Source organism: Micromonospora sp. NPDC047670 (assembly GCF_043204915.1).
Lineage (GTDB): Bacteria > Actinomycetota > Actinomycetes > Mycobacteriales > Micromonosporaceae > Micromonospora.
On sequence record NZ_JBIDDA010000001.1, the window covers coordinates 205,910 to 218,467 of the forward strand.

Annotated in this window: 13 protein-coding genes; all 13 read left to right on the plus strand. The window is 72.1% G+C overall.

The window, feature by feature from the left end; all coding sequences use genetic code 11:
• The first annotated feature begins 61 nt into the window (after positions 1–61).
• The 13 genes from paaC to ACGF7U_RS01080 all read left to right on the plus strand — a co-directional run bounded on the left by paaC (position 62) and on the right by ACGF7U_RS01080 (position 12,544).
• Positions 62–787, plus strand: a complete 726-nt coding sequence (gene paaC, locus ACGF7U_RS01020) for a 1,2-phenylacetyl-CoA epoxidase subunit PaaC (protein WP_393102033.1) — start codon at positions 62–64, stop codon at positions 785–787.
• Entirely contained in the window at positions 781–1,257 is a 477-nt protein-coding gene (gene paaD / locus ACGF7U_RS01025; RefSeq protein WP_393102883.1) for a 1,2-phenylacetyl-CoA epoxidase subunit PaaD, read from the plus strand. The genes paaC and paaD overlap by 7 nt, the downstream gene beginning before the upstream one ends.
• Entirely contained in the window at positions 1,254–2,363 is a 1,110-nt protein-coding gene (paaE, locus tag ACGF7U_RS01030) for a 1,2-phenylacetyl-CoA epoxidase subunit PaaE (RefSeq protein WP_393102034.1), read from the plus strand. The genes paaD and paaE overlap by 4 nt, the downstream gene beginning before the upstream one ends.
• 174 nt (positions 2,364–2,537) lie before the next feature.
• Positions 2,538–3,728, plus strand: coding sequence for a cyclic dehypoxanthinyl futalosine synthase (gene mqnC / locus ACGF7U_RS01035; protein ID WP_393102036.1), 1,191 nt, complete (start codon positions 2,538–2,540; stop codon positions 3,726–3,728).
• 342 nt (positions 3,729–4,070) lie between these two features.
• Positions 4,071–5,243: an LPXTG cell wall anchor domain-containing protein gene (locus ACGF7U_RS01040; RefSeq protein WP_393102037.1), complete on the plus strand. Its 1,173-nt coding sequence runs from the start codon at positions 4,071–4,073 to the stop codon at positions 5,241–5,243.
• A 255-nt stretch (positions 5,244–5,498) separates the two neighbouring features.
• Positions 5,499–6,722: a cell wall anchor protein gene (locus tag ACGF7U_RS01045; protein ID WP_393102038.1), complete on the plus strand. Its 1,224-nt coding sequence runs from the start codon at positions 5,499–5,501 to the stop codon at positions 6,720–6,722.
• A 100-nt stretch (positions 6,723–6,822) separates the two neighbouring features.
• Positions 6,823–7,533, plus strand: a complete 711-nt coding sequence (locus ACGF7U_RS01050; RefSeq protein WP_393102039.1) for a demethylmenaquinone methyltransferase — start codon at positions 6,823–6,825, stop codon at positions 7,531–7,533.
• 80 nt (positions 7,534–7,613) lie between these two features.
• Positions 7,614–7,844: a hypothetical protein gene (locus tag ACGF7U_RS01055; protein ID WP_393102040.1), complete on the plus strand. Its 231-nt coding sequence runs from the start codon at positions 7,614–7,616 to the stop codon at positions 7,842–7,844.
• Positions 7,845–8,024: 180 nt separating this feature from the next.
• Positions 8,025–9,302: a geranylgeranyl reductase family protein gene (locus ACGF7U_RS01060; protein ID WP_393102041.1), complete on the plus strand. Its 1,278-nt coding sequence runs from the start codon at positions 8,025–8,027 to the stop codon at positions 9,300–9,302.
• A 134-nt stretch (positions 9,303–9,436) separates the two neighbouring features.
• The gene (locus ACGF7U_RS01065) at positions 9,437–9,802 is read left to right on the plus strand and encodes an NADH-quinone oxidoreductase subunit A (RefSeq protein ID WP_091099323.1); all 366 of its coding nucleotides are present in this window, start codon (positions 9,437–9,439) and stop codon (positions 9,800–9,802) included.
• A 14-nt stretch (positions 9,803–9,816) separates the two neighbouring features.
• Positions 9,817–10,488, plus strand: coding sequence for a NuoB/complex I 20 kDa subunit family protein (locus ACGF7U_RS01070; RefSeq protein ID WP_393102042.1), 672 nt, complete (start codon positions 9,817–9,819; stop codon positions 10,486–10,488).
• Positions 10,485–11,222, plus strand: a complete 738-nt coding sequence (locus tag ACGF7U_RS01075) for an NADH-quinone oxidoreductase subunit C (protein WP_393102043.1) — start codon at positions 10,485–10,487, stop codon at positions 11,220–11,222. The genes ACGF7U_RS01070 and ACGF7U_RS01075 overlap by 4 nt, the downstream gene beginning before the upstream one ends.
• Positions 11,219–12,544 (plus strand): NADH-quinone oxidoreductase subunit D, encoded by a 1,326-nt coding sequence (locus ACGF7U_RS01080; RefSeq protein ID WP_393102044.1) that lies wholly within the window; start codon positions 11,219–11,221, stop codon positions 12,542–12,544. The genes ACGF7U_RS01075 and ACGF7U_RS01080 overlap by 4 nt, the downstream gene beginning before the upstream one ends.
• Positions 12,545–12,558: the final 14 nt, after the last annotated feature.

The following is a 12,558-nucleotide window of genomic DNA, read 5'->3' on the forward strand; positions in this document are numbered from 1 at the left end:
GGACCGTCCGGTTCAGCACCGGGGCGCGTCGCGCCGCCGCAGGGCGGAGCGAGGTGTCGGCGTGACCGGCCCCTTCGGCTTCACCCTCGCCCTCGGCGACGACGCCCTCGTCGCCGCCCAGCGGCTGGCCGAGTGGACCACCCGCGCGCCGGAGATGGAGGAGGACATCGCGCTGGCCAACATCGCCCTCGACCAGCTCGGCGCGGCCCGGCTCCTGCTGTCGTACGCGGGTGAGCTGGAGGGCGCCGGCCGGGACGAGGACGCGCTGGCGTTCCTCCGCGACGACCGCGAGTTCCGCAACTGCCTGCTCGTGGAGCTGCCCAACGGCGACTTCGCTGTCACCATGGCGAAGCTGCTCTTCCTCGCGGCCTACCAGCTCCCGCTCTACACCGCGCTCGCCGGCTGTGCCGACGAGCGGCTGGCCGCGATCGGCGCCAAGGCCCGCAAGGAGTCGGCCTACCACCTCGACCACGCCTCGCTGTGGGTGCGGCGGCTCGGCGACGGCACCGAGGAGTCGCACCGGCGCATGCAGGCGGCGGTCGACCAGGTCTGGCCGTACGTCCACGAGCTGTTCGCGGCGGATCCGGCGGCGCCGGTCGACCCGGCCACCCTGCGGGCCGACTTCGACGCCACCGTGTCCGCCGTGCTCGACGAGGCCACACTGACCCGGCCGGAGGGCGGCTGGGCGCCGGCCGGCGGGCGGGACGGGGTGCACACCGAGCACCTGTCCTACCTGCTCGCGGAGATGCAGGTGCTGCACCGCGCCCACCCCGGGGCGCGCTGGTGACTCCGCGGGAGGCCGTGGCGGCGGTGGTGGACCCGGAGATCCGGGTCGTCACCATCGCCGACCTCGGCATCCTGCGGGCGGTCGACGAGGACCCGGCCACCGGCCGGGTCGTCGTGACCATCACCCCCACCTACACCGGCTGCCCGGCGATGGACGTGATCCGCGCCGACATCCGCCGGGCGCTGGCCGCCGCCGGTCACCCCGACGCCGACGTGCGCACCGTCTACAGCCCGGCCTGGAGCACCGACTGGATCTCCGACGTCGGCCGGGCCAAGCTCGCCGCCGCCGGCATCGCCCCGCCGGCCCCCGTCCGCACCGGCACCGTGGTGCCACTGACCCTCGCCGTCCGCTGCCCACGCTGCGGCTCGCCCGAGACCGAGCAGGTCAGCCGCTTCGGCTCCACCGCGTGCAAGGCGCTCTGGCGCTGCCGCTCCTGCCGTGAACCCTTCGACCACCTGAAGGCGCTGTGACTGTCACCATCACCCGTCCGGTTCGTCGCCGGCCCGTCTTCCACCCGCTCTCCGTCGCCGCCGTCGACCGGCTCACCGGCGACGCCGTGGCGATCACCTTCGCGGTACCGCCGGAGCTGCGGGAGACCTTCGCGTTCTCCGCCGGCCAGCACCTCACCGTCCGGCGCGGCACCGACGCGGGGGAGGACGTGCGGCGGTCGTACTCCATCTGCTCCACGCCGGAGGAACTGGCCCGGCACGGCCGGCTGCGGATCGGCGTGCGGGAGATCCCCGGCGGCGCGTTCTCCGCGTTCGCCTGCGGCGCGCTGCGCGGCGGCGACACGGTCGAGGTGCTGCCGCCGCTCGGGCACTTCACCACGGCCTTCGCGCCGGACCGGGCCCGCCACTACGGCGCGGTGGTCGCCGGCTCGGGGATCACCCCGGTGCTCGCGCTGGTCGCGACGGCGCTCGCCGTCGAGCCGGCCAGCACCTTCACGCTGGTGTACGGCAACCGCACGGCGAACACGGTGATGTTCGCCGAGGAGCTGGCCGACCTCAAGGACCGCCATCCGACCCGGCTGCACCTGGTGCACGTGCTCTCCCGGGAGCAGGGCGAGTCGCCGCTGCTCTCCGGCCGGATCGACGCCGACCGGCTGGGCCGGCTGCTGGACACCATCGTCCCGGGCGACGCCATCGAGGAGTGGTTCCTCTGCGGCCCGTACGGCATGGTGGTGGACGCCCGCGAGGTGCTCACCGGGCGCGGCGTGCCGGAGTCGGCGGTGCACACGGAGCTGTTCCACGTCGACGAGGCCCCCGCCCCGCCGCGGCGCCCGGCCGACGAGCCGGGGGCCGGCGCCGAGGTGACGATCGTGCTGGACGGCCGGTCGTCGAGCTTCACGATGGGCCGCGACGAGCGGGTGCTGGACGCGGCGCTCAAGGTCCGCGGCGAGCTGCCGTACGCCTGCAAGGGCGGGGTCTGCTCGACCTGCAAGGCCAGGGTGGTCGACGGGGCGGTCACGATGGCCCGCAACTACGCCCTGGAGCCGGACGAGGTGGCCGCCGGCTACGTCCTCACCTGCCAGTCCAGCCCGACCACCGACCGGCTCACGGTCGACTACGACGCCTGACCGTCCGCCGGGCGGCGGCCGGGGTCGACGCGACGGCGCGCCCCGGCGGTTCCGCGTGCCGTGCCCGTGCCGGGGCCATCCGGGCCGGCGGTCGGTCCCGGTGCCCCTGGGGTGCGGGTCACCGGCGGTGGTGCCCGGTGCGGGTGCGCGGGCGGCCGACGTAGGCTCGGAGGCGTGACGGTGAGCCGGGAGATCGACGACATCCTGCAGCGCGGCGCGGACGGCGGGCGGATCACGCCCGAGGAGGCCCTGCTGCTCTACACCGAGGCGCCCTTCCACGCCCTGGGCGAGGCCGCCGACGCGGTGCGCCGGCGGCGCTATCCGGACAACATCGTCACGTACCTGATCGACCGCAACATCAACTACACCAACGTCTGCGTGACGGCGTGCAAGTTCTGCGCGTTCTACCGGGCCCCCAAGCACAAGGAGGGCTGGACCCACCCGACCGAGGAGATCCTGCGCCGGTGCGGTGAGGCGGTCGAGCTGGGCGCCACCCAGGTCATGCTCCAGGGCGGGCACCACCCCGACTACGGCGTGGAGTACTACGAGGAGCTGTTCTCCTCGGTCAAGAAGGCGTACCCGCAGCTCGCCATCCACTCGATCGGCCCGAGCGAGATCCTGCACATGGCCAAGGTCTCCGGCGTCAGCCTGGACGAGGCCATCGCCCGCATCAAGGCGGCCGGCCTGGACTCGATCGCCGGCGCCGGCGCCGAGATGCTGCCCGCGCGCCCCCGCAAGGCGATCGCGCCGCTCAAGGAGTCGGGCGAGCGCTGGCTGGAGGTCATGGAGCTGGCGCACCGGCAGGGCGTCGAGTCGACCGCCACGATGATGATGGGCACCGGCGAGACGGCCGCCGAGCGGATCGAGCACCTGCGGATGATCCGCGACGTGCAGGACCGCACGCGGGGCTTCCGGGCGTTCATCCCGTGGACGTACCAGCCGGAGAACAACCACCTCAAGGGCCGCACCCAGGCCACCACGCTCGAATACCTGCGGCTGGTCGCGGTGGCCCGGCTCTTCTTCGAGACGGTGCCGCACCTGCAGGCGTCCTGGCTGACGACCGGCAAGGACGTCGGGCAGCTCGCCCTGCACATGGGCGTGGACGACCTCGGCTCGATCATGCTGGAGGAGAACGTCATCTCCTCCGCCGGCGCGCGGCACCGCTCCAACCTGCACGAGCTGATCGGCATGATCCGCTCGGCGGACCGGATCCCGGCCCAGCGTGACACCCTCTACAACCGCCTCGCGGTGCACCGGACCCCCGCCGACGACCCGACCGACGAGCGGGTCGTCTCGCACTTCTCCTCGATCGCGCTGCCGGGCGGCGGCGCCGGGAAGACCCTCCCGCTGGTCGACGCCCGCTGAGCGGTGCCACCGCGCCGATGACGCCCCACCGTCGACCGACGGTGGGGCGTCGCCGTACCCCGACCGGCCCGGTGAACGGCGAGTTGACCGAGCGTGACCGGCGGTGGTCCCGGCCCCCGGCCGATCGGGTGACTGGTTGCCAGCCGATGATCTCGATTCGGTTGCCGTTCCAGCCGCCTGTTCCGCTGACCGAGGGCAGCAAGACGTATCAATCCGGGCAATCCTTAAGCATTTCTTAGCCGCACTGATCAACCCGGTGGCCGGCGGGGGTGGCGGGCTTGATCGCGGACCGCTAACGTCCCGGCCCGTACCGTTCCTGCACCCCACGGGGGGAACTCTCCAATGATCTTCCGTAACCGCGCGCTGTCGTTCGCCGGCGCCGGCGCCGCCGGGGTCCTGGCCGCGGGCCTCTTCGCCGCCCCGGCTCTGGCCGACACCTCGGCCGACCTGGCCATCGAGGCGAGCGGCACCACCATCGCGGTGGGCGCGCCCGGCAAGATTTCGACCGTCTCCCTGCTCAACAAGAGCAAGGTGGACGCCAAGGGCATCGTGGTCGGGCTCGACATCAGCAAGCTGGACACCAGCAAGGTCGACATCAACGAGAGCGGCTGCAACCCGCGCGAGGACGGCCTGATCCTCTGCGGCATCGAGGGTGACACCCTGCCCGCCGGCGGGGACATCGACTGGGGCTTCCCGCTGACCCGCAAGGGCGGCGCGACGGGTGACGCCGGCCAGATCAGCGCGATCATCCTGCACGAGGGCTCCGACCCCGACGAGTCCAACAACGAGGTGACCGTCAAGGTCAAGGTCGAGGGCACCGGCCCGGACCTGACCGTCGTGGCGGGCGACGTGACCAAGGCCGTCACGGTCGAGGGCGACAAGATCAAGGTCGCGGGTGACCTGCGCGCCGGCGACACCGCCCAGCTCATCTACTCCACCTTCAACCAGGGTGACGCCACCGCCGCCGGGCTGAAGATCAGCGTCAAGCTGCCCAAGGGCGTGACCTTCGCCGAGGCCGAGGAGGGCTGCGAGTACGACTCCGGCAAGACCTCGCTCGTCTGCACCTACCGCGACGCCGACCTGATCCCGGTGTCGCAGGACAAGGACGGCGACGAGCTGATCTCGGGCGGCCGGTTCTACCACCTGCTCTCGGTCGGCAAGGACGTCAAGGCGGGCAGCCTGACCGGTGGCCAGGTCACCGTCGAGGCGCTCGGCAGCCAGGCGAGCACCGCCCGCGCCGCGGGCAGGAGCGCGCTCCCGGCCAACGCCGAGGCCGTGGCGGCCACCGAGGTGGACGCCACCGACAACACCGACGCGTACGCTGTCGTCGTGACCGCCAAGGGCGGCGCGGGCGGTGGCGGCGAGGAGCCGGGCCTGCCGCTGACCGGTCCGCAGACCGGCCTGATCGGCGGCATCGGCGGCGCGGTCCTGATCGCGGGTGCGGCGATGTTCGTCGTCGCGCGGCGCCGCCGGGTCGTCCTGGTGACCCCGGGCGACGAGAAGCCGACCGCCTGACGGTCGTCCTCCATCGACCCGCGCGGGTCGTTCACATAACGCACGGCAGCGGGGGCGGGATGGGTGACCATCCCGCCCCCGCTGTCCCTTGCGCGCGCCGGTCCGGGACGGGCATCCGTCCCGCCCCTCCGTCCGTTCGGCCGGGTCGGACGGACGGATGAAAGATGATCCCCGTGCTGGCGCGTCGCATCGACCTTCGATACGGTCCGCTCGGTTCCGCAACCATCCGTTTCTTCCCTAACCCCCGGGGGACCGATGACCCTGTTCCACCGCTCGGCCCTGGCCCGCGCCGGCGCCGTGGCGCTCCTCGCGGCGGGCGGCCTGACCACCGTCGCCGTCCCGGCGTACGCCGCCGACCAGGCGGATCTGGACCTGGTGCCGATCAGCGGCCAGCTCGCCAGGGGCGTGGACGCCGCCAAGGCCAAGCCGTTCAAGTTCACCGTCAACAACCTCGCGGGCGACGTCGACGCCAGGGGCGTCACCGTGACCGTGGACACCAGCGGCCTCAAGAAGAAGGTCGGCTTCGTCGTCCCGGACGGCTGCGAGGTGACCGGCAAGAGCTTCACCTGCCTCCTCGGCGACCTGCGGGGCGGCACCAGCGAGGACTTCGGCGTCCCGCTGTTCAGCGCCGGGCGCAGGGGCGACGGCGGCGTGCTGAAGGTGACGATCAGCTCGGCCACCGGGGACCCGGACAAGGAGAACAACAGCGTCGACGTGCCGGTGACGGTGACGAAGCCCGGCTACGACCTCACCTCCTGGGTGCAGGACGTCCAGGCCAACGTCGTGGTCAACGGCGCGGTGGCCGACGAGCCCGACCTGAAGCCGGTCCGCCGGGGCGAGACGGTCCCGTTGGACTGGGCGGTTTACAACGACGGCAGCCGGCCCGCGACCGGCCTCTTCTACGGCCTCTCCCTCCCGGCCGGCGTCAGCTTCGCGAAGCTGCCCGAGGGCTGCCTCCAGCAGGACTTCGAGGGCCGGGCGCAGGCGTTCTGCGAGGACTCCGGCGCCGTCGTCGAGCCGGGCGAGTACTACACGGCGGACGTGCGGGTGACCGTCGGCGACGACGTGACCGAGCCGGTGCTCCGGGAGGGCGACCTCTTCGCGTACGGGCTGGACGCCGCCCAGGGCGAGGCGGAGGCGGAGGCGAAGGTCGCCGGGCCGGCACAGCGGAAGACCTTCGCCGAGGTCGACGAGATGGACAACCACACCGTCTTCGAGGCGTTCGTCGACCTGTCGGCGCAGCCGACCCCGACGCCGACCCCGAGCGGGGAGCCGACGCCGACCCCGAGCACGACCCCGGGCGGCGGCACGGGCGGCGGTGACGGTGACGGCGGCGGGCTGCCGGTGACCGGCGTGCAGGCCGGCCTGATCGGCGGCATCGGCGCGGCCGTGCTGCTGGCCGGCGGCGCGCTGCTGCTGATCTCCCGGCGGCGCGACGTCGTCCTGGTCGCCCCCGGCGACGAGAAGTCGACCGACTGAGTGACGCCGGACAGGGGCGGGGTGGGCGACCACCCCGCCCCTGTCGCGTGCCCGCCGACCCGCCGGGCGTCGGCCGGAGCCGGGCTGGCAGAGTGGAGGGGTGAGCCGTACCCCGCAGGGCCAGCGCGCCGGCCTGGACAAGCAGCCGCACGAGGTCGCCGCGATGTTCGACGGCGTGGCGGCTCGTTACGACCTGACCAACACGGTGATGACGGCCGGCCGGGACCGGGCGTGGCGCCGGGCCACCCGGCAGGCGCTCGGGTTGCTCCCCGGCGAGCGGGTGCTGGACGTGGGCGCCGGCACGGGTGTCTCCACCGAGGAACTGTCCCGGTCCGGGGCGTACGCGGTCGGCGCCGACCTGTCGTTGGGCATGCTGTACGCCGGCAAGCGCACCCGTCCGTCGGTGCCGCTGCTGGCGGGTGACGCGTTGCGGCTGCCCTTCGCCGACGGCGTCTTCGACGCGGTGACCATCTCGTTCGCGCTGCGCAACGTCGTCGACACCGAGGCGGCGCTGCGGGAGTTCGCCCGGGTCACCCGCCCCGGGGGCCGGTTGGTGATCTGCGAGCTGAGCCACCCCACCAACGCCGTCTTCCGCACCGCCTACCTGTCGTACCTGATGCGGTGGCTGCCGACGGCGGCGCGGGTGGTGTCCAGCAACCCCGACGCGTACGTCTACCTGATCGAGTCGATCCGGGCCTGGCCGGACCAGGCCGCCCTGGCGCAGCGCATCCAGGCGGCGGGCTGGGGCTCGGTGGCCTGGCGGAACCTGACCGGCGGCCTGGCGGCGCTGCACCGGGCGGTCCGCGACTGACCGGCCGGGGCCGCGACGGTGGCACCCGGCTCTTTCGTGAATATCCGTTTTTGGTCCACTTTGCCCCGTAAGCTCGCCCCATGACGGGACCAGAGCAGGCGGCCGGGGCGGAGGCCACCGACGACGACGCGGCCGAACTCATCGCCCAGCTCAGGGAGCTGGCCGGCGCGGACCCCGCCGACGTCCGTCAGGTGGTGGCCGAGGTGCTGGCCGCGCTGGACCGCGCCGCCGGCGGCGCGCTGCGCGAGCACCTGCCCGAGACGATCCGGCTCGACGCCGGCCTGGACGCGGCCACCCCCGCCCGGCACTGACGCCCGGTCCGGACCTCGGCGGGCACCCGGTCCGACCTCGGTGGACGTCCGGTCCCGACCTCGACGGGCAGGTTTCCGGCAAGTTAGGTACCCCTGATCCGGCGGGGATATGACGCCGGTCATAGACTCCCTCCGTCTGGCTTGTGAAGCATTTCACGAGCATGCGGGAGGAGGCGCGAGATGACCGCGGTGGAGCATGACGCCGACGTGATCGTCGTGGGCGCCGGTCCCGGTGGGTCGGCTACCGCGTACCACCTGGCTCGGCACGGCGTACGGGTGCTGCTGCTGGAGAAGACGGAGTTCCCCCGGGAGAAGGTCTGCGGCGACGGGCTGACCCCGCGCGCGGTCCGGCAGCTGGTCCGGATGGGTGTGGACACCTCGCCCGAGGCCGGCTGGCTGCGCAACAAGGGCCTGCGGGTCATCGGCGGCGGCGTCCGGCTGGAGCTGGACTGGCCCGACCTGGCGAGCTTCCCCAACTACGGCCTGGTGCGCACCCGGCTGGACTTCGACGACCTGCTCGCCCAGCGGGCCGTCGCCGCCGGCGCCAAGCTGCGCACCAGCGTGAACGTCGTCGGCCCGGTGCTCGACCCGGACGGTCGGGTGGTCGGCGTCGAGGCGGAGGTCGGTCCCGACAAGGAGCCCGCCACCTTCCACGCGCCGCTGGTGGTCGCGGCCGACGGGGTCTCCGGCCGCTTCCCGCTCGCCCTCGGGCTGGCCAAGCGGGAGGACCGGCCGATCGGGGTCGCCGTCCGGCGCTACTACCGCTCGGCGGCCAAGCACGACGACAACTACCTGGAGTCCTGGCTGGAGCTGCGCAGCAAGGACAGCGGCGACAACCTGCTGCCCGGGTACGGCTGGATCTTCGGGCTGGGTGACGGCCGGGTCAACGTCGGCCTCGGCGTGCTCAACTCCTCGTCCGCGTTCGGCAAGACCAACTACCGCCGGCTGCTCACCGACTGGCTGGCCAACACCCCGGCCGACTGGGGCATGACCGACGAGGCGAACGCGGAGGGGCCGATCCTCGGCGCCGCGCTGCCGATGGGCTTCAACCGGGTGCCGCACTACACGCGGGGCGTGATGCTGGTCGGCGACTCCGGCGGCATGGTCAACCCGTTCAACGGCGAGGGCATCGCGTACGCGATGGAGTCCGGCGAGCTGGCCGCGGAGATCGCCGTGCAGGCGCTCGCCCGCCCGGCCGGCGCGGAGCGCGAGCGTGCCCTGACCGCCTACCCGACGGAGCTGAAGGCCCGCTTCGGCGGCTACTACCGGCTCGGCGGCATCTTCGTGAAGCTCATCGGCCGTCCCGAGATCATGCGGATGGCCACGAAGCACGGCATGCCGCACCCGATGCTGATGCGCTTCGTGCTCAAGCTGCTGGCCAACCTGACCGACCCCCGTGGCGGGGACGCGATGGACCGGGTCATCAACGCGATGACGAAGGCCGCGCCAGCCGTGTGACGGCCGCGCCCGCGGCCGGCGACGGCCGCGGGCGCGGACAAAGATCGACCCCCGCCGACAACCGTCGCGAGGGACGTGAATAGTGTGATTTTTGTCAAGGACCAGGGGCAGGGAAGGACGAGCAGGAGAAAACGATGTCGCTCTCGCCTTACGCACCGATCATCGGGCTGTTCGCCCTCGCCGCGGGGTTCGCGCTGTTCTCCGTGGGCGCCGCCCGCTTCGCCGGTCCCCGGCGCTACAACAAGGCCAAGCTCGAGGCGTACGAGTGCGGCATCGAGCCCAGCCCGCAGCCGGTCGGCGGCGGCCGGTTCCCGATCAAGTTCTACCTGACGGCGATGCTCTTCATCGTCTTCGACATCGAGATCATCTTCCTCTACCCCTGGGCGGTCTCGTTCGACGCCCTGCCGATCTTCGGCTTCGTGGAGATGGTCCTGTTCATCGTCGCGGTCTTCGTCGCCTACGCCTACGTCTGGCGGCGCGGCGGCCTGGACTGGGACTGAGGGAGGAACCTCAGATGGGTATCGAGGAGAAGCTCCCCGCCGGTGTCCTGCTCACCTCGGTGGAGAAGCTCGTCAACTGGTCGCGGAAATCGTCGGTCTGGGGTGCCACCTTCGGCCTGGCCTGCTGCGCGATCGAGATGATGGCCGCCGGTGGCCCGCACTACGACATGGGCCGCTGGGGCATGGAGGTCTTCCGGGCCTCGCCCCGGCAGGCCGACCTGATGATCGTGGCCGGTCGGGTGAGCCAGAAGATGGCCCCGGTGCTGCGCCAGATCTACGACCAGATGGCGGAGCCCCGCTGGGTGATCTCGATGGGCGTCTGCGCCAGCAGCGGCGGCATGTTCAACAACTACGCCATCGTGCAGGGTGTCGACCACGTCGTCCCGGTGGACATGTACCTCCCCGGCTGCCCGCCCCGGCCCGAGATGCTCATCGACGCGGTCCTCAAGCTGCGCGAGAAGATCATGTACGAGCCGCTCGGCCCGAACGGCCGCAAGATGCTCGAGGCGCGCCAGGCCCGCGGTGACGTCCCGGTCGTCCCGTACGGCTCGATGCCGTCGTCGTACCGCAGCGACAAGGCCCGGCGGGCCGAGTGGACCAAGGCGGTCCGCGAGGGTCGCGAGGAGCAGCTGCGGATCGAGAACTGGATGAAGGCCCAGAACCACCTGCACGGGGGCGTCAAGTGACCGCACCTAACGACAAGGCGAACGACGGCGGCGTGCCGGTACCGGTGACGCCGGCCGGCGCCAGCAGCACCGCGCCGGCCGAGTACCCGCCGGCCAGCCCGGCCGGCCGCGGCATGTTCGGCAACCAGGGCTCCGGCGACGTCTCCGGCTTCGGCGGCCTGGTCCGCCAGCGCCGGACCATCGAGGACGCCCCCCGGCCGTACGGCGGGTACTTCGACGAGGTCCGCGACGCGCTGGAGGAGGCGTACCCGGCCTTCGGCGACGCCATCGAGAAGGTCGTTGTCGACCGGGGCGAGCTGACCCTGCACATCCGCCCGGAGCGGATCGCCGAGGTCTGCCAGGTGATGCGGGACGACCTGGCGCTCCGCTTCGAGCTGTGCTCCTCGGTGTCCGGGGTGGACTACCTCGGCGCCGACTCCCGCCGGCTGCACGTCGTCTACCAGCTCACCTCGATGACCTACCGCCGCACGGTGCGGCTGGAGGCCGCGGTCCCCGCCGAGGACCCGCACCTGCCGAGCGTCACCTCGGTCTACCCGACGGCGGACTGGCAGGAGCGCGAGACGTACGACATGTTCGGCATCGTCTTCGACGGCCACCCCAACCTGACCCGGATCCTCATGCCGGACGACTGGGAGGGGCACCCGCAGCGCAAGGACTACCCGCTCGGCGGCGTGCCCGTCGAGTACAAGGGCGCTGAAATTCCACCGCCGGACCAGCGGAGGTCGTACCAGTGACCACGTCGAACTACGCCACCGAGCGCGACACCACCGAGGGCAAGGTCTTCACCGTCACCGGTGGCGACTGGGACAGCGTCGTGTCGGGCACCGACCCGATCAACGACGAGCGGATCGTCGTCAACATGGGCCCGCAGCACCCGTCCACGCACGGCGTGCTCCGGCTGATCCTGGAGCTGGAGGGCGAGACGGTCCGCGAGGCCCGCTCGGTCGTCGGCTACCTGCACACCGGCATCGAGAAGAACCTCGAATACCGCAACTGGGTCCAGGGCAGCACCTTCGTGACCCGGATGGACTACCTCTCCCCGCTGTTCAACGAGACGGCGTACGCGCTGGCCGTGGAGAAGCTGCTCGGCATCACCGACCAGATCACCGAGCGGGCGACCACCATCCGGGTGCTGATGATGGAGCTGAACCGGATCTCCTCGCACCTGGTCTGGCTGGCCACCACCGGCATGGAGCTGGGCGCGATCAACATGATGCTGTACGGCTTCCGCGAGCGGGAGCACATCCTCGAGATCTTCGAGATCATCACCGGCCTGCGGATGAACCACGCGTACGTCCGGCCGGGCGGCGTGGCGCAGGACGTGCCGGACGAGGCGATCGTCAAGATCCGCGAGTTCCTGAAGCTGATGCCGAAGAAGCTCAAGGAGTACGAGGACCTCCTCTCCGGGCAGCCGATCTGGATCGAGCGGACGAAGAACGTCGCGGTGCTCGACGTGACCGGCTGCGTGGCGCTCGGCGTGACCGGTCCGGTGCTGCGCTCCGCCGGCCTGGCCTGGGACCTGCGCAAGACCATGCCGTACTGCGGCTACGAGACGTACGAGTTCGACGTGCCGACGCACACCGACGGCGACGTGTGGGGCCGCTACCTGGTCCGGCTCGCCGAGATCCGGGAGTCGCTCAAGCTCGTCGAGCAGGCGCTGGACCGGCTCCGGCCGGGCCCGGTGATGGTCGCCGACAAGAAGATCGCGTGGCCGGCGCAGCTCGCCATCGGCGTCGACGGCATGGGCAACTCGCTGGAGCACGTCGCGAAGATCATGGGTCAGTCGATGGAGTCGCTGATCCACCACTTCAAGCTCGTCACCGAGGGCTTCCGGGTGCCGCCGGGCCAGGTCTACGTCGGCATCGAGTCGCCCCGCGGCGAGCTGGGCGTGCACGCCGTCTCCGACGGAGGCACCCGGCCGTACCGGGTGCACTACCGCGAACCGAGCTTCGTCAACCTCCAGGCCCTCCCGGCGATGGCCGAGGGCGGCCTGATCGCCGACGTGATCGCCGGCGGCGCCTCGCTGGACCCCGTCATGGGTGGGTGTGACAGGTGAGCGCGAGGAGTGAG